This is a genomic window from Sneathiella sp. (assembly GCF_002694385.1).
Lineage (GTDB): Bacteria > Pseudomonadota > Alphaproteobacteria > Sneathiellales > Sneathiellaceae > Sneathiella.
Genome location: NZ_NZMB01000005.1, coordinates 200,815 through 224,371 on the forward strand (window position 1 = coordinate 200,815; position 23,557 = coordinate 224,371).

22 protein-coding genes are annotated in these 23,557 nt (G+C 57.1%); 18 read left to right on the plus strand and 4 right to left on the minus strand.

What is annotated here, in order from left to right; all coding sequences use genetic code 11:
- The first annotated feature begins 10 nt into the window (after window positions 1-10).
- Complete coding sequence (locus CMN55_RS02140; RefSeq protein ID WP_293947892.1) at window positions 11-1,126, plus strand: nitronate monooxygenase; 1,116 nt, start codon at window positions 11-13, stop codon at window positions 1,124-1,126.
- A 144-nt stretch (window positions 1,127-1,270) separates the two neighbouring features.
- On the opposite strand, the gene CMN55_RS02145 is transcribed toward CMN55_RS02140, so the two are convergent.
- Together CMN55_RS02145 and CMN55_RS02150 are read right to left on the minus strand one after the other, a co-directional pair.
- The gene (locus tag CMN55_RS02145; RefSeq protein ID WP_293947893.1) at window positions 1,271-2,521 is read right to left on the minus strand and encodes an acetyl-CoA C-acetyltransferase; all 1,251 of its coding nucleotides are present in this window, start codon (window positions 2,519-2,521) and stop codon (window positions 1,271-1,273) included.
- Window positions 2,522-2,541: 20 nt separating this feature from the next.
- Entirely contained in the window at window positions 2,542-3,318 is a 777-nt protein-coding gene (locus CMN55_RS02150; protein ID WP_293947894.1) for an SDR family NAD(P)-dependent oxidoreductase, read from the minus strand.
- A gap of 302 nt (window positions 3,319-3,620) precedes the next feature.
- On the opposite strand from CMN55_RS02150, the gene CMN55_RS02155 reads away from it, so the two are divergent.
- The 16 genes from CMN55_RS02155 (at window position 3,621) to CMN55_RS02230 (ending at window position 19,607) form a co-directional block, all read left to right on the plus strand.
- Window positions 3,621-4,904, plus strand: a complete 1,284-nt coding sequence (locus tag CMN55_RS02155) for an acyl-CoA dehydrogenase family protein (RefSeq protein ID WP_293947895.1) — start codon at window positions 3,621-3,623, stop codon at window positions 4,902-4,904.
- Between the two features lie 23 nt (window positions 4,905-4,927).
- Window positions 4,928-6,349 (plus strand): phosphotransferase family protein, encoded by a 1,422-nt coding sequence (locus tag CMN55_RS02160; protein WP_293947896.1) that lies wholly within the window; start codon window positions 4,928-4,930, stop codon window positions 6,347-6,349.
- Between the two features lie 170 nt (window positions 6,350-6,519).
- Window positions 6,520-6,693: a hemin uptake protein HemP gene (hemP, locus tag CMN55_RS02165; protein ID WP_293947897.1), complete on the plus strand. Its 174-nt coding sequence runs from the start codon at window positions 6,520-6,522 to the stop codon at window positions 6,691-6,693.
- 82 nt (window positions 6,694-6,775) lie between these two features.
- Window positions 6,776-8,809: a TonB-dependent hemoglobin/transferrin/lactoferrin family receptor gene (locus CMN55_RS02170; RefSeq protein WP_293947898.1), complete on the plus strand. Its 2,034-nt coding sequence runs from the start codon at window positions 6,776-6,778 to the stop codon at window positions 8,807-8,809.
- A complete protein-coding gene (locus tag CMN55_RS02175) occupies window positions 8,803-9,645 on the plus strand; it encodes an energy transducer TonB (RefSeq protein WP_293947899.1) in 843 nt (280 codons plus the stop codon). Before CMN55_RS02170 ends, CMN55_RS02175 begins: the two co-directional genes overlap by 7 nt.
- Before the next feature lie 32 nt (window positions 9,646-9,677).
- Window positions 9,678-10,769 carry a hemin-degrading factor gene (locus CMN55_RS02180; protein ID WP_293947900.1) on the plus strand — a complete coding sequence of 364 codons (1,092 nt, stop codon included), beginning with the start codon at window positions 9,678-9,680 and terminating at the stop codon, window positions 10,767-10,769.
- Window positions 10,759-11,367 (plus strand): MotA/TolQ/ExbB proton channel family protein, encoded by a 609-nt coding sequence (locus CMN55_RS02185; protein ID WP_293947901.1) that lies wholly within the window; start codon window positions 10,759-10,761, stop codon window positions 11,365-11,367. Before CMN55_RS02180 ends, CMN55_RS02185 begins: the two co-directional genes overlap by 11 nt.
- A complete protein-coding gene (locus tag CMN55_RS02190) occupies window positions 11,364-11,795 on the plus strand; it encodes an ExbD/TolR family protein (RefSeq protein WP_293947902.1) in 432 nt (143 codons plus the stop codon). Before CMN55_RS02185 ends, CMN55_RS02190 begins: the two co-directional genes overlap by 4 nt.
- Complete coding sequence (locus tag CMN55_RS02195) at window positions 11,792-12,628, plus strand: heme/hemin ABC transporter substrate-binding protein (RefSeq protein ID WP_293947903.1); 837 nt, start codon at window positions 11,792-11,794, stop codon at window positions 12,626-12,628. Before CMN55_RS02190 ends, CMN55_RS02195 begins: the two co-directional genes overlap by 4 nt.
- An 86-nt stretch (window positions 12,629-12,714) precedes the next feature.
- The gene (locus CMN55_RS02200; protein WP_293947904.1) at window positions 12,715-13,668 is read left to right on the plus strand and encodes a FecCD family ABC transporter permease; all 954 of its coding nucleotides are present in this window, start codon (window positions 12,715-12,717) and stop codon (window positions 13,666-13,668) included.
- On the plus strand, window positions 13,665-14,429 hold the full coding sequence (locus CMN55_RS02205; RefSeq protein WP_293947905.1) for a heme ABC transporter ATP-binding protein: 765 nt from the start codon (window positions 13,665-13,667) through the stop codon (window positions 14,427-14,429). The genes CMN55_RS02200 and CMN55_RS02205 overlap by 4 nt, the downstream gene beginning before the upstream one ends.
- A 126-nt stretch (window positions 14,430-14,555) precedes the next feature.
- Window positions 14,556-15,800, plus strand: a complete 1,245-nt coding sequence (locus tag CMN55_RS02210) for an NAD(P)/FAD-dependent oxidoreductase (protein ID WP_366931952.1) — start codon at window positions 14,556-14,558, stop codon at window positions 15,798-15,800.
- 10 nt (window positions 15,801-15,810) lie between these two features.
- On the plus strand, window positions 15,811-16,812 hold the full coding sequence (locus tag CMN55_RS02215) for a 4-hydroxyproline epimerase (protein WP_293947907.1): 1,002 nt from the start codon (window positions 15,811-15,813) through the stop codon (window positions 16,810-16,812).
- 8 nt (window positions 16,813-16,820) lie between these two features.
- Window positions 16,821-17,924 (plus strand): cis-3-hydroxy-L-proline dehydratase, encoded by a 1,104-nt coding sequence (locus CMN55_RS02220; protein ID WP_293947908.1) that lies wholly within the window; start codon window positions 16,821-16,823, stop codon window positions 17,922-17,924.
- Window positions 17,925-18,036: 112 nt separating this feature from the next.
- Window positions 18,037-18,930 (plus strand): alpha/beta fold hydrolase, encoded by an 894-nt coding sequence (locus CMN55_RS02225; protein WP_293947909.1) that lies wholly within the window; start codon window positions 18,037-18,039, stop codon window positions 18,928-18,930.
- A gap of 2 nt (window positions 18,931-18,932) precedes the next feature.
- Entirely contained in the window at window positions 18,933-19,607 is a 675-nt protein-coding gene (locus CMN55_RS02230) for a transglutaminase-like domain-containing protein (RefSeq protein ID WP_293947910.1), read from the plus strand.
- A gap of 6 nt (window positions 19,608-19,613) precedes the next feature.
- On the opposite strand, the gene CMN55_RS02235 is transcribed toward CMN55_RS02230, so the two are convergent.
- The gene (locus CMN55_RS02235) at window positions 19,614-20,417 is read right to left on the minus strand and encodes a DODA-type extradiol aromatic ring-opening family dioxygenase (protein WP_293947911.1); all 804 of its coding nucleotides are present in this window, start codon (window positions 20,415-20,417) and stop codon (window positions 19,614-19,616) included.
- A 159-nt stretch (window positions 20,418-20,576) separates the two neighbouring features.
- Between CMN55_RS02235 and CMN55_RS02240 the strand changes: the two genes are divergently transcribed.
- Window positions 20,577-22,310: an AMP-binding protein gene (locus CMN55_RS02240; protein WP_293947912.1), complete on the plus strand. Its 1,734-nt coding sequence runs from the start codon at window positions 20,577-20,579 to the stop codon at window positions 22,308-22,310.
- Between the two features lie 73 nt (window positions 22,311-22,383).
- Here CMN55_RS02240 and CMN55_RS02245 read toward each other — a convergent pair whose 3' ends face one another.
- Window positions 22,384-23,457 (minus strand): saccharopine dehydrogenase, encoded by a 1,074-nt coding sequence (locus CMN55_RS02245; protein WP_293947913.1) that lies wholly within the window; start codon window positions 23,455-23,457, stop codon window positions 22,384-22,386.
- Window positions 23,458-23,557 lie beyond the last annotated feature (100 nt).

Sequence of the window (23,557 nt, forward strand, 5' to 3'; positions counted from 1 at the left end):
AAGGTCTAAAATGAAAAACAAACTTTGCGAAATGTTCGGTATTGATGTGCCCATATTTGCATTTTCGCATTGTCGGGATGTCGTGGTGGAAGTCTCCAAGGCGGGCGGCATGGGCGTGCTCGGCATGGCGCGCATGGATCCGGACCGCCTGGAGGAAGAACTCAACTGGATTGATGAGCATATCGAGGGCAAGCCCTACGGCATTGACGTTCTGATGTCCGGTAATGTGACGGATTCCGGCGATCTGAAATATGAGCCGGAAAAGCTTCTGCCGAAGGAGCATGTTGATTTTGTCCGCCGCATGCTCGATGAGGCAGGCGTTCCGCCGCTTCCCGAAGGGGAGGAGGAGACAATCCGCCGCGAGATTGTGAAAGGCATGAACTTCACGCCCCGTGAAAGCCTTGACATGATCAATCGCGCCATGAAGCATCCGATCAAGCTGATCGTCAATGCCCTTGGCACGCCTCCTGCGGCTCTGATTGAGGAAGCGCACAGCAAGGGGATCAAGGTGGCGGCGCTGGCCGGTAAGCCGCGTCATGCCATCAAGCACAAGGAAGCGGGCTGTGACTTCGTGATTGCGGTCGGCACGGAAGCGGGCGGTCATACGGGCGACATCTCCTCCCTTGTTCTGTGGCCGAGCATTGTCGATGCGGTCGATCCGATGCCGGTTCTGGGCGGCGGCGGCGTCGGCCGGGGCCGTCAGCTCGCCGCGGCGCTGGCGCTCGGCTGTGAAGGGGTGTGGTGCGGCTCCATTTGGCTCAAAACCGTTCAGAGCGAAGTGCCGCCGGAAATCAAGCAGAAGATGTTTGAGGCCGAAGCAGGCGATGCCATCCTCACGCGCAGCGTAACGGGCAAGCCGTGCCGGACGCTGAACAACAAATTCTCCCAGGCCTGGAATGCGCCGGGCGCGCCGGACTGCCTGCCCGCGCCGCTACAGAATTATCTGTGGTGGCAGGAAGGGCGCTCCCGCGTTGAACGGGTGCGGGCCAAGGACTTCCTGACCTATCCGGTCGGCCAGATCGTCGGCCAGATGCAGGAGGAAACCAGCGTCAAGGAAGTGGTTTATGATTTTATCAACGAACTTCTTGAATCGAAAGAGCGCATGGACAGCATGCTCAACGAATAGCATTGGCGCTTTATGGCTCCAATGCCAGTCCCCTGCAACTCGTCAATCTCCCTCCCACTGATTGCGGATTGCAGGGGACAACTTTTCAAAAAGAAAAGGCCCGGACAAATCCGGGCCTTTTTGATTTAGCGAATACCGCCGGGATCAGCGGTTCAGATTTTCGACGATAATTGCCGGGGCCATGCCACCAGCCGCGCACATGGTGACGAGACCGTAGCGTTTGCCCTGCCGTTCCAGCTCATCAACAATGGTGCCGATCAGGACGGAGCCTGTCGCTCCGATCGGATGGCCGAGGGCCATGGCGCCGCCATTCACATTGACCTTGTCGCGATCGAGCTTCAGATCACGGATGAATTTTTCCGCAACAATCGAAAAGGCTTCGTTGATTTCCCACAGATCAATGTCATCGGTTGTCAGCCCGGCGCGGGCCAGAACCTTCTTTGCGGCCGGAACCGGGGCATTCAGCATCAGTGTCGGGCAATCGCCGATATTCGCGGTCGCGACGATGCGGGCGCGCGGCTTCAGATTATGCTTCTTCACATAATCGGCGGAGGCAAGCAGCACTGCTGCCGAACCATCGACGACGCCGGAGGAATTGCCGGCATGATGCACATGGTTGAATTCCTTGATCTGGGGATATTTGTTCTTGATCAGGCTGCCATAGGTATCGCCCGTCTCCGTATCAATGACAATATCACTGAACATGTTGAAAACGGTCTTGAGACCGGCGAGGCTTTCCATGGTCGTGCCGGGGCGGGGGAATTCCTCCTTATCGAGGGCGATGGAGCCGTCCGGATTTTTAACCGGAATGAGGGAGCGGTCGAAACGCCCTTCGCGGATTGCCTTGTCCGCCCGTTTCTGGCTTTCGACGGCGAGGGCATCGACGGCCTGCCGGTCAATCCCCTCAAGGGTGGCGATGGCGTCGGCGCAGACGCCCTGATGCGCCTGAGGGTGTTTTTCGCGAAGTTCGAGGTTGCCCTGATCGAACAGGTTGGGAACCGGTGGCGTCGGCAGAGAACCGGTAAAACTCATCATTTCCGTGCCGCCTGCAATGACCAGATCCTCCATGCCGGACATAATCTGCGCTGCGCCGAGGCTGACAGAGCTGATACCGGAACCGCAGAAGCGGTCAATGGTGATGCCGGAAGCCCGGATGTCATAGCCTGCCGTCAGGGCGGACATGCGGCCAAGGTCGGAGGATTGCTTGCCGACCTGTGTCGAGGTGCCCCAGATGATATCATCCACTTCCGAGGTATCTAAGCTGTTCCGTTCAGCAAGGGCTTTGAGCACGGTGGCGCCAAGCTGCTGCGGATGAATATGGGCGAGGGATCCTTTGCCCACCTTGCCAACGCCGCGCGGGGTGCGGCAGGCGTCAATTATAAATGCGTTAGACATGTTGTTTCCTTTGTTTTCTGTTAGCGGGGCGCCATGCGGATGGCGCCATCGAGGCGGACATCCTCACCGTTGAAATAGCCGTTGCGGATCATTTCCAAGGCAAGGGAGGCGTACTCCTCCGGCTGTCCAAGGCGGGACGGGTTGGGCACCTGCGCGGCGAGAGCGGCCTTCACCTTTTCCGGTGCGCGTTGCAGCAGCGGGGTGTCAAAAATGCCGGGGAGGATGGTGTTCACGCGGATCAGTTCCTGCGCGAGGTCGCGGGCGACGGGAAGCGTCATGCCGACCACGCCGCCCTTGGACGAGGCATAGGCCGCCTGACCGACCTGGCCATCTTCCGCCGCGACAGAGGCTGTATTGATGATGGCGCCGCGTTCCCCATCAATGGGGTCAAGGGTCAGCATCCCGGCCGCCGATTTGGCAATACAGCGGAAGGTGCCGATCAGATTGATCTGGATGATCATTTCATAATCGGCAAGCGGATAGTGCTTGATTTCGCCTGTTTCGCGGTCGCGGCTCACTGTCTTGCCCGCCTTGCCGGTCCCGGCGCAATTGACGAGGATTCGTTCCTGTCCCAATTTCTCGCGGATCGCGGCGAAACCCGCGTCGACCTCGGCTTCGGAGGTGACGTTAACCTTTGCAAAAGCGCCGCCGATTTCCTTGGCAACGGCCGTCCCCAATTCCTCATTCAGATCAAAAATGCCGACCTTGACGCCATTTTCCGCCAGTTTGCGCGCTGTCGCGGCGCCAAGGCCCGATGCGCCGCCCGTGATGATGGCGGTTACTCCGTCCAGTTTCATTGTCTGTGTCTCCTTCTCAATCCCGTGGTTGGTTTTATTATTTCCCGGTCTGGTTCTTCAGGGAGCGGGGTGAATGTTTGGTCTGTTTTTAGCCATTAATATCGCTTTTCGCGCCATTTCAAGGCGGGCCGGTCACAATGACAGGCCGTTTTTTCAAATAATATGGCGTGTAACGACGCTGTTGGCAAAGGCTAATATCGGGCGCGGTTAAACCCCTGTCCGCATTTCATTTTCTATTGAGTTCTGCGTCGATCAGTTTAGTCTGATATACAATCAATAAGATAAAAATGAAGGGGAGGGGCATGGCGGGAACAACCAACTTCAATCTGCCGCAGGATCTGCTGGATTATCTGAAAGTGCTGGATGATTTTATTGAAACGGAGATCCGCCCGCTGGAGCGTCAGGACGACAATATCCGGTTTTTCGATCATCGGCGGGAGGATGCGCGGACGGACTGGGATCGAGACGGTCTGCCGAACGAGGAGTGGGAGGAGTTGCTGTTCGAAGCCAAGCGCCGCGCCGATCGGGCCGGGCACTTCCGTTATCCGCTGCCGAAGGAATTTGGCGGGCAGAATGGCTCCAATCTCAGCATGGCAGTGATCCGGGAACATTTCGCCACCAAGGGACTCGGCCTGCATAATGATCTGCAAAATGAGCATTCCATCGTCGGCAACAATGTCGGCGTTCTGCTGATGCTGGCCTATGGCACGGAAGCGCAGAAGGCCGACTGGGTGGAAGATCTGCTGCAGGGGCGGAAACGTTTCTCCTTCGGAATTACGGAACCCGATCATGGCTCCGACGCCACCCATATGGAGACAACCGCCGTTCGGGAGGGGGATGACTGGATCATCAATGGCGAAAAGACATGGAATACGGGCATTCACAAGGCAAGCCATGATCTGATTTTCGCCCGCACATCAGGCAAGGCGGGCGATGGCTTTGGCATCACCTGTTTTCTGGTGCCGACCGAGACGGCGGGCTTCAAGGTGGAGGAATATCTCTGGACCTTCAATATGCCGACGGATCACGCGCATATCTCCCTTAAAGATGTCCGGGTGCCGCATTCCACGATCCTCGGAGAAGAGGGGCGCGGGCTTCAGGTGGTGCAGCATTTCTTTAACGAGAATCGTATCCGGCAGGCCGCCTCCAGCCTGGGCGCAGCGCAGTATTGCATTAACGAGGCGGTTCAATATGCGAAGGAGCGCAAACCCTTCGGCAAGGCGCTCGCTAGCAATCAGGGGATCCAGTTTCCGTTGGTGGAATTGCAGACGCAGTGTGAAATGCTGCGGGCGCTGATCTATAAAACCGCCTGGATGATGGACGAATATGGCGCCTTCAGCGTGTCCGACAAGGTATCCATGTGTAACTACTGGGCGAACCGGCTGTGCTGCAACGCTGCCGATCAGGCGATGCAGGTTCATGGCGGGATCGGCTATTCCCGCTACAAGGCGTTCGAGCATATCTACCGCCATCATCGCCGCTACCGTATCACCGAAGGGGCGGAGGAAATCCAGATGCGGCGGGTCGCGGGCTATATGTTCGGCTTCATGTCGCAGAAAGCGCCAAAGGGTGTCCGCGAAGACTGAGGACGGAGCGAGAGGAGGGAGCCGTGGAGGAGACGTCGCCCGCGACATTTCACGCCTTGCTTGAGACCGCTCTGGGACGGCATATCGAGGGATTCAAGCGTCTCAAAGCGGCCGAACGGCTGTCCGGTGGGGCCAGCCAGGAAACCTATCGCCTGACCATCGAGACGGCAGCGGGCGCTGAAACGCTCGCCCTGCGCCGAGCGCCTCCCGGTGTCGGTGAAAATGACACCGGCCCCGGTCTGGCAATAGAGGCGGAGTTGTTTCGGGTCGCGCGCTCCGTCGGTGTGCCGGGCCCGGAAATTCATTATGTACTGGAGGCCGAAGATGGCCTTGGCGCGGGCTTCATCATGGAATGGATTGATGGCGAGACATTGGGGGCGAAAATCGCCCGCAGTGAAGACTTTGCCGAGATCCGCCCCCGGCTTGCCTATCAGTGCGGCCAGATCCTCGCCCGCATCCACGGCATGGATGTTTCTGCCTGTGGCCTTGACCGGCATTTGACGCGCCTGACGCCGGAGGCCTATATCCACCAGACATGGGATAATTACAAAAAGCTGGACGCGGCGGAGCCGATGATCGATTACACGGCGCGCTGGCTGCTTGAAAATCTGCCGCCGGAACTGACGCCGCAGCTTGTCCATAATGATTTCCGCAATGGCAACCTGATCGTCTCGAAAACGCAAGGGGTGGTTGCTGTGCTGGACTGGGAGATTGCCCATATCGGTGATCCAATGCGGGATTTGGGCTGGATCTGTACCGGCTCCTGGCGGTTTGGGCAGAATGACCATCCCGTCGGCGGTTTTGGGAGGCGGGAGGACCTTTTCGCCGGCTATGAAGCGGAAAGCGGCCGAAAAATTGACCCCGATCATGTGCGGTTCTGGGAGGTGTTCGGCTCCTTCTGGTGGGCGGTTGGCTGTCTCCGGATGGGGGAACGTTACCGACAGAATCCATCCGTGGGCGTCGAATATCCGGCCATCGGGCGGCGCAGTTCGGAATGCCAGGTCGATTGTGTCAATCTGCTTATCCCGGGTCCGGTCAGCGTTCCCGAAGCGGATGTTCGCAGCCTCACCGCCGATCTGCCGGGAACGGATGAGATTTTGAAGAGTGTGCGCGATTTTCTGCGCCAGGATGTCATGGCCGTTACGGAAGGCCGCAACCGGTTTCTGGCCCGCGTCGGGGCGAATGCGCTTGATATTGTTCTCAGGGAAGTCACGCTGGGGGAGCGGCACCGGTTGGAAATGCAGCAGAGGCTTGCCTTTCTACTTGGATGTGAAGGCGCTCTCGGGGAGCTCAAAAAACGTCTGGTTGACGCGTTGAGACAGGGAAAAATGCCTCTCAATACGCCGGGCCTCGCCGAATATCTGCGTGATAGCGTTGTCTGGCAGGCGGCCATTGACCAGCCCTCCTACCCGGGATATCGGCAGGCAATAGCCTTTCACGACTGATCCGCCGCAGTCTCCACGCAGGCATTCCCGGGTGTATCCAGAGAGCCACTTATTTTCTTTCAATGATAATCATTCGCAAAATGCTGGTTGACAGTATACGGCGCTATTGATAATCACTACCAAAAGGTAGCCAATTTATTGTAAATACTCATCTAAAGAATGGTCCGAGAATGTTGGATAATCAGCCCGGCGGCAAAAGCAGCAAACGGATGATTATGCTGGAAGATGAAACCTTGCAGAGTAGCGATCTGTTCACGCAGGGCAAGGAACTGACGATCATTCACAACAGTGAGGCTTACAAGTTACGGCTGACCGGTAATGGAAAACTGATTCTAACAAAATAAGCTATTAGCCCGCCACCCAGCCAACAGGTCATCCTGAGAGCCAGGCAGCAAGCAAACGCGTTCACGAATAGAAAGTGTTGAAATGCGTCGAATTCTGCCGCTCGCCTGTACGAGCCTGCTTCTGTCAAGCACGTTCCTGACCCCTGCCTTTGCCCAAGAGGCAAATGAACAGCCGAGTGTTTCCCTGGATGCCATAACTGTTTACGCGACGCGGACGCCGCAGTCATCGTTTGAGGTTCCGGCCTCAACATCCAGCATTGATACGGAGGCGCCAGGCAATGCACTGGCAGGAGATACGAGCGATTTGCTGAAATACACGCCGGGCGTTGAAGTGGCCAACGGGCCGCGCCGCAACGGCCAGACGGTGTCGATCCGCGGGTTTGACAATGACGCCATCATCACCCTGATGGATGGCCGTCGGCAGAATTTTGAAGCGGCGCATGACGGACGCTTCTATATTGATCCGTCTCTGCTGAAGCGTGTTGAAGTCGTGCGTGGTGCGTCTTCCGCTGTTTATGGCGGGGGTGGAATTGGCGGCGTTCTGGCGTTCGACACGAAAGATGCGGCGGATATGCTGGCGCCGGGCGATGACTTCGGCGTTTACAGCGCGATGGGCTATCGCTCCGGCAATGAAGAATATGCGCCGGTGGTTTCCGCTTTTGGACGGACCGGGGCGTTCGATGTTATCGGGATTGCCTCCTACCGCAATGCCGGGAATATTCGTCAGGGCGGTGGATCAGAATTGCAGACGGATGACGAGCTGCTTTCGGGCCTTTTCAAGGTCGGTTATAATTTCAACGATTTCAATAACCTGAAATTCATCTATCAGGGTCTTCGCAATGACGGGTCGGAACCAAACAACGGCGGTGGCGCCGTTACAACGTCGAACCCGATTGTGCAGAAGAAGGTGACGGATAACCAGTTCGGCCTGAAGTATGAATTTGAAAACCCGGCCAACGATTGGCTGAAGCCCAAGCTGCATGTCTATTACAATAACACCGATGTGCGGGAAACGGATATTTCCGGCTCCAACACAGGGCGAGTTCAGGTTCGTGAAATTGAAACTATTGGCTTCAATGCCGATAACCAGACGATCCTGAACGTCAATGAAAATCAGAAGCATACGCTGTCCTATGGTTTTGAAATCTATCATGATGAGCAGACCGGATCGACCACCAACGGTGGCACGCGGCCGGGCGTCCCGAATGCCGATGCGACTAACTATGGCGTGTATGTGCAGAATGAGTTTGACTGGCGGACAGATTATGGCCGCTTCCTGATCATTCCGGCGGCCCGTTTCGATTCCTATCGCAGCAGTGACGATGCCGGTAATTCGCAGGATGAAAGCCAGGTTTCGCCGAAATTTTCCGTCAGCTACATGCCGAATGACAATTTCATGGTCTATGGTAGCTATGCGCAGGCTTTCCGGGCGCCGAACCTGACGGAACTGTATTCGTCCGGCCAGCATTTCCCGGCTGTGCCGCCTATGTTCCCAGCCAACTTTTTTACGCCCAATCCGAACCTGAAGCCGGAAACGGTCACCACCTATGAAATCGGCGCGGGCTTCGATTTTGCCGGTATTCCCGGTCCCCATGACCGTGCATATATGAAGGGGTCCTGGTTCCTCAGCTATGGCGATGATTTCATCACCCAGAATGTTGATATTTTCGGCGGCACCACGACCATGACCAACGTGCCGGAAGCCCGCCTGAGCGGTTTCGAAATTGAGGCGCTTTACCAGATCAATCCGGTGACGGCGAAGCTCGGCCTTTCCTATGTCGAGGCAGAGGATGAAACCACCGGTGCCTATCTTGATAACAACGTGCCGATGACGCTGGTTGCCGACCTTTCCTACGATGCCACCTCGATCGAGAGCATTTTTGGTGTCCGCGGCCGTTTCGCGACTGAAAATGACAAAAACAGCACAGGTGTGGCAACGTCGGGCTATTCCGTTTTCGATCTTTACTATCGCTGGATGCCGAGCATGAAGCCGCTTGACACCCTGACGGTTGACTTCGGCGTATCCAATATTTTCGACAAGGAATACACGACGGCTTATTCCGGCCTGTATGAAGAAGGCCGCAGCGTCAATGTAAGGGTGGCATATCAATGGTAGGGGCGGCGTTCGCACATCCGATAGATCATGGCAAGAGAAAATGGTTGATGTATCTTGCCCTGTCGGTCTGTGCGAACGCCATTCTCCTGTCCATGGTCCAGCTCAATCCAAATGTGGACCAGATACTGGAGATGCCGGTTATCAAGGTTAACCTGATGTCGATGGCCCGACCGGCCCCGAAGGCGCCGCCGCAGATTGTGAAGGCGGAGGCCGCGCCGCAGGCGGCGACGCCCGCATATATTACGCCGGTTGAAACAGCTGCGGTCGCGCCGAGAAAAATGACGACCATTGCCGAAAAGGTAATGAAGCCCGAGCCCGAGCCGGTGGTCATGGCAAATGTGAAGCCCGCGCCGAAACCTGCTGTTCGCCCGGTGAAGCCGCTCGCCGTTCCGCCGAAACCAACGCCGGTGCCGCAGCCCATAGAGCAAATAGCGAAAGCCGAGCCGGAGCCTGTTAAGGAGACGGTGGTTCAAAAGACAACAGAGCCGCAGCCGACCGCTGATGTGAAGCAGGTGGCCTCCGAGCCAGTCGTTGCCGAAAATGCGGGGGAGGATGACTCAACCGTTGTTTATGATGCGCAGTACCGTTCCCAGATCGCGCCAGTCTATCCGCGTCGTTCGCTGGAGATGGGGCAGCAGGGCATGGTAACGCTGCATGCTGAGGTTTTGCCGAATGGCGATCCGCGTGAACTGAAAATCGCGCAGTCTTCCGGCTATCGCTTGCTTGACATGGCCGCGCTTGCCGCCGTCAAAAAATGGAAATTCGAGCCGAGGAATGTTGACGGGAATGCCGTTGTGAGCTGGGTCCGTGTCCCCGTCAATTTCGTCATCCAATAACAACTATCCAATGTAACGGACAGGAAATAGCAATGAATGAATCCACCTCTTTGAAATCATCCCTTTCTCCCGAAGAGATCCGGGCGCGATATGAAGCGATCCTGGCTGAAGGAGGAATGCGTGCCCGCAACGCAGCGGAAAAGATCGGCGTCACTGAAGGGGAGCTTCTGGCCGCGCGGGTGGGGAGTAATATCATTCGTCTGAAAAATGACCCGGAAGCCATTTTGAAAGAAGTTGAAGGCTTGGGCGAAGTGATAGCGCTGACGCGGAACGAGTCTTGCGTGCATGAGCGCAAGGGCGTTTACCTCAATGCCAGCTTCTTCTCTCATGGGCCGGTCCGGACCGGCATTCTCGTTAATCCCGACATTGATCTTCGTCTGTTTATGGGCAACTGGAAATTCGCCTTTGCGGAAATGGTGCCGACGGAAAATGGCACCCGCAAAAGCCTGCAATTCTTTGATGCCACAGGCCAGGCGGTGCACAAGATCTACCTGACCAACCACTCGACGGAGGCCGCCTATGATGATCTGGTTGCAAAGTATCGCGATGCTGAACAAACAGCGGGAATTGAAGTCGCAGACGCAGCGCCGCCAGCAGAGGACCTCCCGGATTCAGAAATTGACTGGGACGGATTCCGGGCAGCCTGGGAAAACCTCAAGGACACCCACGCCTTCTTCCCCATGCTCCGCAAATTCAAAGTCGGACGCGTCCAGGCGCTGAGAAAGATCGGCGCGGATTTCGCGGCCGAACTTGATAATACGGCCGCCCGCCGGGTGCTGGAGCTGGCGCGGGACAAGGAAGCCGAGATCATGGTTTTTGTCGGCAACAAGGGATGTATCCAGATTCATACCGGCCCGGTGAAAAAGCTGGTGGAGATGGGCGACTGGTACAACGTCCTTGATCCGAAGTTCAACCTTCATCTGAATGAAGCAGGGATCAGCCGCAGCTTTGTCACGCGCAAGCCGACGGCCGACGGTATCGTTACGGCGGTTGAAGTTTTCGATGAAAATGACGAAATGATCATGACTTTCTTTGGCAAGCGTAAGCCCGGCGCGCCGGAGAATGAAACATGGCGGGAGATTGTTGACGCCCTGCCGCAGAAGGAGATGGCGAATGTCGCCTGACGTTATGTCAGGGTTGCTTCCCGACTGGTTCACGCAGATGGGGCTGATGGCATGGCCATTGGCCCTCTGCTCCATTCTGGCGCTGGCCATCGGTTTTGAACGGCTGGTGTTCATGGTGCGGTCGATATCCGGTGCCAAGGAGCGTTACGGCCAGCTTGCCGGATATCTGAAGGACAATCAGAATCAGCCGAAAGCCGTGCGTGACGAACTGGTTGGCGTTGCATTGAATGATCTGCGCAGGCCTTACTATAATGGGATCAAGATGCTGCGGCTGATCGGCATGATCAGTCCGATCCTCGGCCTTTTGGGAACGATCCTCGGAATTATCGCCGCGTTCAAGGTGATTGCCGTTCAGACGGGCCCGGTTTCCCCGGCGCTGATCGCCGACGGGCTGTGGGAGGCGATGCTGACAACAGCGGCCGGGCTGATCATTGCCTTGCCGGCCCTGTTGATGGCGCATCTGTTCAGCAGCTTCAGTGACCGGCAGCTCGAAGGCTTCTGTCAGGAGCTCAATCGTCTATCACTTACTTTCGAGATCGCCAAAAATGACATCAAGGCGAATGTTATCGGAATGACGCCCGAGGCGCGCCGCTCATGATCAAGCTCGACCATGATGATCCGCACAGCGGTACGCTGCGCGATCTGGCGCCGGACCTCACGCCGATGCTGGACATCCTGTTTATCCTGATCGTCTTTTTCCTGCTGACGGTGGGGACAGTGTTGCGGTCTCTCGACCTGCAGCTCCCCTCGACGGTGGAGGAGGAGACGGCACAGGTCAACACGCCGAAGCATATCATGCTGGAAATCAGGGAAGGCTCCTATGCCATTGATGGCAGAACATTTTCCAGCTTTGAAGATTTTAAGGCCGGGCTGCATGATAGTATCACCGCCAAGCCGGGCCATGATGTCATCGTAGCGGGAGATCGTCGGATTTCCATTGAAGAGCTGCTGAAAGTACTGACCTATCTGCAATCGCAGGGGGTCGATGCCGCAAATATCCTTATGCATAAAGAACAGACACAATGATCAGAATTCTCTCCGTTGCTTTCCTCCTACTCACGGGCGCTGCCCAGGCGGCGGACGCCCCGGCCCGGGTTATTTCCGTGGGCGGCGCGATTACAGAAATTATATACGCTCTTGGCGCTGGTGATCTTGTTGTTGCCAGCGATACAACAAGCTATTACCCGCCCGAAGCCGCCGAAACCCCGAAAGTCGGGTATATGCGCGCGTTGAGCGCGGAAGGGGTCCTGTCCATGAGCCCCGATCTCGTTATCCTTGCCGCTGATGCCGGTCCGCCGCCGGTGATCGAACAGCTGGATACGGCGGGTGTTAATCTTTTGAAAATCGGTCCTGCCCGCACGATAGAGGATGTCAAATCCCACATCGAAATTGTTGCCAAAGCCCTGCACAGGCAAGCGGAAGGGACTGCGCTGATTGAGCAAATCACTGCACAGGAAGAAAAGCTGAAAGAACGTATCGCGGGTCAAGGAGAGGCAAAGCGCGTCCTGTTCATTCTTCAACATGGCGGCGGTGCGCCGATGGTGGCGGGAAATCTGACGTCTGCTGACAGTATTATTAAACTGGCGGGGGCGGTCAATGTCGTGGATGAGTATGACGGGTACAAGCCGTTGTCCCCGGAAAGCGCCATCAGCCTCGCCCCGGATGTCATTCTGGCAACCGATCAGGGAGTGCAGCAGGCAGGGGGGGAGGCATCCTTCCTGTCGGCGCCCGGCATTGCGCTTACCCCGGCAGGCAAGAACGGCCAGCTTATCGCGATGGATGCGTTGCTGCTTCTCGGGTTTGGTCCGCGCGCGGTTGATGCGGCGTTGGAGCTGAACGACCGATTGAACACGCAATGACGGTTATTCGAAAATCTGTTTCCGTGCCGGTATTTCGCAGGCGTGTGAATATACCGGCCTTGTTTTTATTGGCGGTTCTTTTGGTTATGGCTGCCTTGACGGCCGCGTCCATTGGCGCCGTTTCCATTCCGCTTGGCGATATCCTCAGCTTCAATTTGTCAGAACAACAGCAGGCGGTGCTGTCTTCCATCCGGTTTCCGCGCGTTCTGCTGGCGGTGATCGTCGGCGCATCGCTCGCCATTTCCGGTTCTGCCATGCAGGGGCTGTTTCGCAACCCGCTGGCCGACCCTGGCTTGATCGGAATTGCCGCGAGTGCGGCACTTGCCGTTGCCATTGTTATTGTCCTGGCCGGTCCTATCTCCGGATTCTTCGGTTTATATGGTCTCAGCTTTGCCGCATTTGCCGGGGCGCTGATCGCCTGTTTTCTGATTTTCCGGCTGGCCCGCCTGACCGGCGGTTTTTCGGTCACCTATATGCTGCTGACCGGGATTGCCATTAATGCGCTGGCCGGGGCAGGGGTTGGTGTTCTCACCTTCCTGAGCGATGACCAGCAGCTCCGCACCCTGACATTCTGGACCATGGGCAGCCTCGGCGGGGCGCTTTGGCCATCCGTAATTGTTGTTTCCACCATTGTCGTTCCGGCGAGCATCATCCTGATCCGCAACGCGCGGGAATTGAATGTCCTGCTGCTGGGGGAGAATGAGGCGAAGTATCTCGGGGTCGATGCGGAACGGCTGAAGCGGACCATTGTCATCTGTACGGCGCTGTCGGTGGGCGCGGCCATTTCGGTGAGCGGGATCATCGGCTTTGTCGGGCTGGTGGTGCCGCATCTGATCCGTCTGACGCTGGGGCCGGATCATCGGTTGCTGATTCCGGCATCGGCCCTGCTCGGCGCCATATTGCTGCTGCTGGCGGATACGCTGGCCCGCACCGTCGTTGCTCCGGCAGAGATGCCCGTCGGCGTCCTGACCAGCCTGATTGGCGGGCCGTTTTTCCTCTGGCTCCTGATCAAGCAATATTCGGGGAGGTTCGGTCTGTGATTGACGCGGAAAATATCACTTACGTCATCGGCGGAAAACATATCCTGGCGAATGTGCATGCCTCATTCGAGGCGGGCAGGATCACGACCATTCTGGGTCCCAACGGGGCGGGGAAATCCACCCTTCTCAAATGCCTGACAGGGGCCATCAACCCGACGGAAGGCCGTGTGTTGATCGACGGGCGGGACCTTGGCGAGTATACGCTGGATGAGCTGGCGCGCTGCCGCGCCGTGCTGTCGCAGGCGACGCCGATCAGCTTTCCCTTTACCGCCCATGAAATTGTCGCGATGGGCCGTAATCCCTATTCGAATAACGAGAGTGTCGCGCGCAATTCTCATATTGCTGATGAGGCGCTCAAACTGGTGGACGCCTGGCATCTCAGGGATCGTTCCTTTCCCACCCTGTCCGGCGGGGAGCAGCAGCGGATCCAGTTTGCGCGGGTCATCACGCAAATCTGGGAGACGGATGGCGCCAGCCTGCTGCTGGATGAGCCGACCTCTGCCCTTGATCTGAAACATCAGCATCAGCTTCTTGACCTTGTGCGTGATCTTTGCACGGCGCGGCGACTGACGGTAATTATTGTCATGCATGATCTCAATCTCGCCTATCACTGCACCGACAATTGCTATTTCATCAGGGAAGGCCGCATTGAGGGAGGCGGGGCCAGCCGCGATTTGCTGACGCCCAAGAAAATTGCGGAAATCTTCGACCTGCCCGAGAAGTATGCCGCCCAGAGGTTTGGCGTATCCCTGCCGGGCTGAGATCCATCAAATGCCAGGCGTTCCTGCTGCCGATATGAAATTGTTGCGATAGCCCAATGATGGATTAAGATGTTCTCGTCTTATCTTTACCAGGGCGGGGCGATGAGCAAACAATCTGACAACCGGATGGACGGCCCGGATATCGTCGTAATCGGTGCGGGCATTATCGGGATCACGGCAGCGATTGAACTGCTCTCGCGCGGCGCGCGGGTGACGGTGATGGACCGCACTGGTGTTGCAGCCGGTGCCTCGCAGGGAAATGCGGGCGCCTTCGCCTTTTCCGATGCCTCGCCTCTCGCTTCTCCCGGGATCATACGCAAGGCGCCGAAGTGGTTGTTTGACCCTCTCGGCCCGCTTTCCATTCCATTGCCTTACGCCGTCAGGATCGCCCCCTGGATGTATCGTTTCTGGAGAGCGAGCCGTGCGGATCAGGTGGCGCGAGGAACAGAGGCATTGACTGCTCTCATGCGGGTTTCGCGCGATCATCTGGAAAATTTTATGGAACGGACGGGCACCCGGCATATGCTCCACCATCACGGCAATCTGCAGCTTTATGAAGACAAGGCCGCATTCAAGGCCGTTCTCCCCCTTTGGCAGCGACGGGCGGAACATGGCGTTGACTATACGGCACTTGAAAGCGTTGATGCCATCAAAGAGGCGCAAGCGGGCATTCATCCGCGCTTTTCCCGCGCGATCCTGACGCCTGCGTGGCTCGGTATCTCTGATCCGAAGGATTATACCATGGCACTCGGACGGTATTTCGAGGGGGCAGGGGGGCGGATCGAGATTTCAGGTGTGAAGGCCCTTGAGGTTGCAGGGGACCGGGTATCCCTGCTGCGCGATGATGGCATGCGACGGGAAGCTGATCATATCGTGGTGGCCGCCGGGGCCTGGTCGCATTATCTGGCCCGCACACTTGGCGACCATATCCCACTGGAGACGGAGCGCGGTTACAATACGACGCTGCCCATTGGGGCTTTCGATCTGAAACGGCAGCTTTCCTTTGAGGAGCATGGATTTATCGTCTCACCGCTGACAACCGGAATTCGCGTCGGCGGGGCGGTGGAGCTTGGCGGGCTTAAACTGCCACCCAATTATTCCCGTGCGGATGCCATGTTACGCAAGGCCAAGATGTTCCTTCCCAAGCTTAAAATTGCCAATGGCCGACAATGGATGGGGTTTCGTCCCTCGCTTCCTGATTCGGTGCCTGTTATCGGCCCCGCTACGCAGTCGAGCCGTGTCACCTATGCCTTCGGCCATGGTCATCTTGGCCTGACCCAATCTGCTGGGACGGCGAAGCTGGTGGCGCAGCATGTGATGGGAGAGACGCCGGAGGTTGACCTTTTCCCTTACCGGGCGCAACGCTTCTAGGAGACCCGGTATGGCGCGCCATGAATTTCATTGTATTGACGGGCATACGGCCGGAAACCCGGTGCGGGTGGTGACCTGCGGCGGCCCTGATCTCAACGGGGCGACGATGCTGGAAAAGCGGGCGTATTTTCTCGCCCATTTTGATTGGGTCCGTACCGGCCTGATGTTTGAACCGCGCGGTCATGACCAGATGTCTGGCAGTATCCTCTATCCGCCAACACGGGCCGATTGCGATCTTGGTATCCTGTTTATTGAGACCTCCGGCTGTTTGCCCATGTGCGGGCATGGCACGATCGGCACGGTGACGCTTGCCATTGAAAGCGGGCAGGTCACCCCGAAGGAGCCGGGACGTCTCCGTCTGGATACGCCTGCCGGGGTGGTAATCGCCGATTATGTTGAGAAAGACGGCTTCGTGACCGAAGTGCGGATTACCAATGTGCCTTCCTTTCTGCTGGCAAGCGGGCTCAGTGCCTATTGTGAAGGGCTTGGGGAAATCACTGTCGATGTGGCCTATGGCGGGAATTTTTATGCGATTATCGAGGCGCAGCAGACTTTCAGCGATATGGATGAGTATGCCGTCCAGGATCTTTTGACATGGAGCCCGCGTCTTCGCACTGCCCTTAATGAGAAATATGAATTTACACATCCGGAGCAGCCGGGTATCCGGGGACTGACCCATATCATGTGGACGGGAGCAGCGAAAACGCCCGGGGCGACGGCCCGCAATGCGGTCTTTTACGGGGACAAGGCCATCGATCGTTCGCCTTGCGGCACAGGCACTTCGGCGCGGATGGCGCAGTGGCAGGCGCGGGGACAGTTTTTACCCGGGGATGAGTTTATCCATGAAAGCATTATCGGTTCCTGCTTCACGGGAAAAATCGAATCCATGACAAGGGTTGGCGAAAGGCAGGCAATAGTCCCCTCCATCGGGGGCGCGGCCTATCTGACCGGATTTAACCGGATTATCATTGACGAACGCGATCCCTTTGCCCATGGTTTTGTTGTGCAATAAGGAGTGATATGAAAATCACGGCGATAAATGTCTGGCAGGCCGACCTGCCCCTGAAAGAGGGGCGCTATAGCTGGTCCAACGGCAATTATGTCGAGGTTTTTGATAGTACCATCGTCGGCATTGAAACGGATGAAGGGCTCTCCGGTTATGCGGAATGCTGTCCGCTCGGCTCGGCCTATCTGCCGTCATTTGCCAAGGGCGTCCGGGCGGGATTGCAGGAAATAGCCCCGCATCTGATTGGCGCCAATCCACTGGCCCTTCATGACATCAATCAGCGTATGGATCGCGCCCTGAAGGGGCACCCATATGCCAAGGCGCCGGTCGATATCGCCTGCTGGGACGTGCTGGGCAAGGCGACGGGACAGCCAGTCTATATGCTTCTGGGCGGGGCGATGCAGAAGGATATCGCCCTTTACCGCGCCATTTCACAAGAAAGCGCGGAGGAAATGGCGGCGCGTGTCTCCCGATACCGCGCGGAAGGATACCGCAAATTCCAGCTTAAAGTCGGTGGCGATGCCAATGAGGACATTGACAGGATCATCGCTGCGCGGGAGGTTCTATCGCCTGAAGATATTCTGATTGCCGATGCCAACACGGGCTGGACCCGGCATGAGGCAGCGCGGGTTGTGGCCGCAGTCGCGCATCTGGATGTCTATATCGAACAGCCCTGTCCGACATTCGATGAATGCCTGTCGATCCGGCGACGCACCGCGCGCCCCTTTATTCTGGATGAAACCATCGACGGCACGGAAATGCTGGTCCGTGGCATCAATGAGGATGCGATGGATGTCATCAATCTCAAAATCTCGAAAGTGGGAGGGCTAACGCGGGCGCGGCTGATGCGCGATCTTTGCGTGGCCTCCGGTATTCCCATGACCATTGAAGATACCTGGGGAGGGGATATTACGACAGCGGCAATTGCCCATCTTGCGCTTTCCACGCCGGAAGAATTCTGTTTTTCCGCCACGGATTTCAATTCCTATGGCACGAAATCCATCGCCCATGGCGCCCCGCATCGAGTGGATGGCCGTATGACCGCTTCTGACGCGCCGGGGCTTGGGATCACGCCGGATTTTGACATTCTGGGCGAGCCGTTATTCATCATTTGCTAGGAGAAGGGGCTTGCGCGGTTCGCGCTTTCCCTGTCAGATAGGGAGAGAGTGCTGTCGGCTATGGCTGGGCAGAATAAACAAGAAAAATCAATGCACATCGGGATAAAGCAACATGACAAAAATTTCCGCAAACGGAATTGAGTTTGAATATGAGACCAGGGGCGATAAAGCCGGCGAACCTCTTGCCCTGATCGGGGGGATCGGTGTGCAGCTTACCTCTTGGAATGAGGTATTCGTGGATGCGCTGGCCGATGCCGGGTTTTATGTCATCCTCTTTGATAACCGGGATAGCGGCAAATCGACCAAATTTGACGACTGGGGCCCGGCAGACATTCCCGCCGCCTTTGGGCAGGCGCGGGCCAAGGAAAAAATCTCCGCGCCCTATACGCTTGAGGATATGGCCGATGATGCGGCGGAGTTGATCCGCGCCCTTGGTTTCAAGGCAGCCCATTTTATCGGCAGTTCCAATGGTGGTGCCATTGCCCAAACGCTCGCCTGGCGTCGGCCGGAATGTGTCAAATCCCTTGTTTCCATTATGGCAACATCAGCCCGGCGCGGCCTACCACGTCCGGAAGGGGCCGCCGCCAAGTGGTTGACCAGCCCGCGTAATCCGGCAGGCACCCGCGAAGGAGCGATGGCGGAGGCGGTGGAAACCGCAAAAATCATCGGCAGCCCGGCCTTCCCGGTGTCTGAGGCCATCCTGCGGGAGAAAGGAGCGGCCCTTTATGATCGCTCATTCTGTCCAGATGGCAACAGCCGCCATCTGCTGGCGAGCCTCGCCTCGGGGGATGCCCGTGTTGCGCATCTTGGGGAGATTACGGCGCCGACCCTCGTCATCCACGGTCGGAATGATCCGCTGGTCCCGCTTGGCTGCGGGGAGGATGTGAAGAATTCCATTCCGGGGGCGGACATACTCGTGATCGATGGCATGGGCCATGATATCCCGAGTGAGGCAGTCCCGGAAATGGTGGCCGCCATTGTCAAAAATGCAAGGCGGGCAGGGTGATCATGATGATGCAGGATTATCTCACTCCCGGGCCGATGGTGGATAGCGATAATCCGGATATAGTCGCCTTCACAGAGGCCAACAAAGGCAGCGGCAAAACGGAAAAGGAAAAGGCGATCCGCCTCTATTTCGCGATCCGGGATGGCGTGCGCTATGATCCATATTCATCGACCCTGGAGCCGGACAGGCTGAAGGCAAGCCATACGTTGAGCGAGGGGCGCGGTTATTGCGTGGCCAAGGCGGTTCTGCTGGCGGCGGCCTGCCGGGCCGCCGGAATACCGGCCCGTCTCGGATTTGCCGATGTCCGTAATCATATGTCGACCGAGAAAATGCGCGAACGCATGCAGACGGATATCTTCTACTGGCATGGCTATACGGATATCTATCTTGAAGGCAAATGGGTCAAGGCAACGCCGGCTTTCAATGTTGAGCTCTGCGATAAGTTTGGCCTGAAAGCCCTTGATTTTAATGGGGAAGAGGATTCCATTTACCACCCATTCGATACATCAGGTAACCGGCATATGGAATATATCCTGTATCGCGGAGAATATGCCGAGCCGCCGGTCGAAGAGATTATGAAAACCTATGTCACTCACTATCCGCACTGGCGGGACCGGCGTAATTCGGCCACCGGCAATTTCGATGCCGAAGTGGCGGCGGAAACCGCAAAAAGCTGAGCGGCCCTAACCGAACTGGTAGGCCGAGATGGGTGCCCCCATGGCAATATCCCGGAATGTTTCGCGCCCCTGATCAGTATTCGCCGCCCCGGCCACCACATGCAGCGGGATGAGATGCTCCTCCCGTGGATGGGCGAAGCGGGCGCCGGGGGCGGCATCCCAGCCCGCCAGCAAGCGGTTGCGAACCTCCGGATCGGGATGAGTGGCGGCGTCCCGCAGCCAATCATCGAACAGGCTCATCTCCGGAAGCGGACGGCCGCCGCGCTCACGGGAACTCATCAACATGCGCATATTGTGAAAACTCATGCCACTGCCAATGATCAGCACATTTTCATCGCGAAGCGGGGCAAGGGCCTGGCCTGCCGCCAGATGCGCGGCGGGATCGAGATCACTTCGAAGTGAAAGCTGCACAATGGGGATATTGGCATCCGGATAGGAGAGCAGGAGCGGAATGAACACACCATGATCGAAATCACGGCTGCTGTCTTCTGCGGTGTCGATGCCATTTGATTGCAACAGCATCTTTATGCGTGCCGCCAGTTCCGGGGCGCCGGGCGCGGGATATGTCAGTTGGTAAGTATGCGGCGGAAACCCGTAATAATCGAACAGAAGATCGGGCGCTGGCGTGCTCTGGACGGTTATTCTCTTCTCTTCCCAATGGGCGGAGACGAGGATGATAGCTGCGGGCGTCTTGCCAATATCCTCACGGAGATTACGGAGATACGCCGCCATCCGGTCCCATTCATGCGGGGGATCCCAGTCCATGAAGAAGCAGGGACCGCCGCCATGTGGAATATAGACAGTCGGCATTCTTTTCATAATCGATCTCGCGCTTGCGATAACAATGGTTCAGGAGCTATTTTTCTTTAAATAATGCAATGTTGGTAAATGACCATGGGGAAAATGATTTTATGTGACAAAAGTGCTGCGCTGACGTAAAACGAGAATAGCAGGATTTTGGAGGAAGCGATGTCATCTGCATCTGAAAAAGACGCGCAAGGGCGTGTTCCGCCGCGGGTCGCGCCGGTTGGAAATCGTTCCTATGTCGCAGGTGAGACTCACGCAGCGCTTAGGCGGCAGACAATACCGCAAATGCTGAAGGAAACTGTCGCTCACTACGGGTCGCAGGATGCGGTGATTTTCCCGTTAAACGGGATTAGACTTACCTATTCGGAGTTTGATCGGCGTGTTGACAGGCTCGCGGCGGGTCTGCTCTCTCTCGGCCTGGAGAAGGGGGATCGGATCGGGATCTGGTCGCCGAATAATCTGGGCTGGGTGCTGGCACAATATGCAACCGCGCGGATCGGTCTGATTCTGGTCAATATCAATCCGGCCTACCGCCTGTCGGAGCTGGAGTATGCGCTGAACAAATCGGGATGTCGGGCGCTCATTCTTGCAGACAGCTTCAAGACCTCGGATTATCTGGCGATGATCCGCAGCCTTGCGCCCGAGCTGGAGACGGCGGAACCGGGAAAACTCAAATCCGCAAAACTGCCGCAGCTTGAAATCGTTATCGGCATTACGGATAACCCGGGCTCGGGCATTTATCCATTCGCCGAAGTGGAGGCGATGGGCAAGTCAGCGGACCTGGCGAGACTGGATGAAATCACGGCCTCCCTCTCCCCGGATGATCCGATCAATATCCAGTTTACATCCGGAACCACGGGCGCGCCGAAAGGGGCAACGCTAACCCATTACAACATTGTCAACAACGCCGCCCACACGGTCGGGCGCATGAACTTTACCGAACAGGATCGTCTCTGCATTCCGGTGCCGCTCTATCATTGTTTTGGTATGGTGATGGGATCGCTCGGCTGTGTCAGCACCGGATCGGCGATGATTTTTCCGGGAGAGGCTTTCGATCCCGATGACACCCTGAAAGCCGCGGCGCTCGGTCGTTGTACCGGTCTTTACGGCGTGCCGACCATGTTTGTTGCCATGGTTGATAACCCGTTGCTGAAAGAGCTTGACCTGTCCAGTCTGAGAACGGGGGTTATGGCCGGAGCGCCCTGTCCGATCGAGGTGATGCGGAAGGTGATTGATCGCCTTCATATGTCGGAGGTGACGATCTGCTATGGCATGACGGAGACAGCACCTGTTTCCTTCCAGAGCAATGTGGATGATCCGCTGGAAAAGCGGGTGTCCACGGTCGGGCGCATACATCCGCATGTGGAGGTGCGTATTGTCGATGAGAATGGAGAGGATGTTCCCGTCGGCGGACAGGGAGAGCTGTGGACGCGCGGCTATTCCGTCATGCGCGGCTATTGGGAGGATGAGGAAAGAACCCGCGACGCGATCACGGAAGACGGCTGGATGCGCACGGGGGATCTTGCCGTGCTGGATGAGGAAGGTTATTGCCGGATTGTCGGGCGTCTCAAGGATATGATTATTCGCGGCGGAGAGAATATCTATCCGCGCGAGATCGAGGAATTTCTCTTCACCCATCCGGATATTCAGGAAGTGCAGGTGTTTGGTGTTCCTCATGAAAAATTCGGAGAGGAAGTCTGCAGCTGGATTGTCCGCCGGGCAGGTTCCAGTCTTGATGAGGAGGGGGTGAAGGCCTATTGCCGGGACCAGATCGCCCATTACAAGGTCCCGCGTCATATCCGGTTTGTGGACAGCCTGCCGATGACGGTCACCGGAAAGCCGCAGAAATTCATCATGCGGGATGAAATGATCAAAACTCTGAATAAATCAAATTAACCGGTTAAATAAAGAAGATGTTTGTTCGCGCATTAGGTTTGCTTTGTAATCTAACAGTTTGATATATAATAAATCATAGTGCCGATATGTGGGTGTCGTAAATCTCTTTGGCGCGGCCCCAGACACCGCTTTCCATATCCTGAAGGGTGAGAAGCGACGGAAGAAGCTGGGCCGCATAGTCTTCGCTGCTTTCCACCGGCAGCATGGAGGGCAGATTGTCGATAGCCATGACATCAAGCGGCGGCGGGCCGCCCACCACTCGGATCACCGGATCATCGAAGGAGGTGGCGTGATCATAGAGCGGCACTGGATTGAACGGACTGCTCGGATCACAGGACACATCGGCGATGACGGACAGGCGGCGCGACGCAGTCAGCGCCGATTTTGGAACAAAAACGGGAACCCCGTCCTGTGCCAGGATGCAGTTGACAAACAGGCTGTGGGTGAGAATTTCCGGAAACGGTCCACCATGGGCGGTTTCGGCCAGATCCCATCGGGTTACATTGAGCCCTAATGATTGCAGGCAATCACAGGCACCGCTGCCCACCCGGCCGAGGGCGCCAATTACAATGGCGTTGGGGAATGCCGCACCAGCCTCACTGGCTTTATCGAGCCCGGCCTTCAGTTCCTTGACCAATACATCCCGCCCCGGATAGACGCCGACGGACTGCGGCCCCGGCCCGCGCCCTGTCTGCTGCGCGATCCAGACCATCAGCCCCACGGCGGCCCCGGCAAATCCGGCCCAGTAACCGAAGGCGGCAACGCGCCGCCCGGTCTCATCCGTCAGATACTCAAGATCATAAAGAGCCCCGCCTCCCGCCTTGAAGCGGCGCAGCAGGGCAGGCCCGTCGGCCTGGCCCTTAAAGGCATGGCCGAACATGATGTGACGATGCGGCAGCGGGCTGTCACTTATGGGGAGTTCCTTGAGGCCGAAGATGATGGCGTCGCGAGGCGCATCCGGCCAGCTTCCTTCCGGTGCAATGGTGCAGCCCGTCTCGCGATAGGCGGCAATAGGCAGCGCACGACAGGACGAGTCTTCCACCGTGACGGTCATGCCTTTGGCCATCAGGGCCTTGACTCCTTCAGGCGTAATGCCGACGCGCTGTTCATGCTCGCGCTGTTCGGCGCGGACCCAGACATGTGTCATTTCTTAATCCTTACGGGCAGGCCGTTCCAAAGAGATAAAAGCACCCTTTTTCTAGCGTTATTTTCGCGCGGTGAAAAGGGCAGGCCGACCACCTGACCGT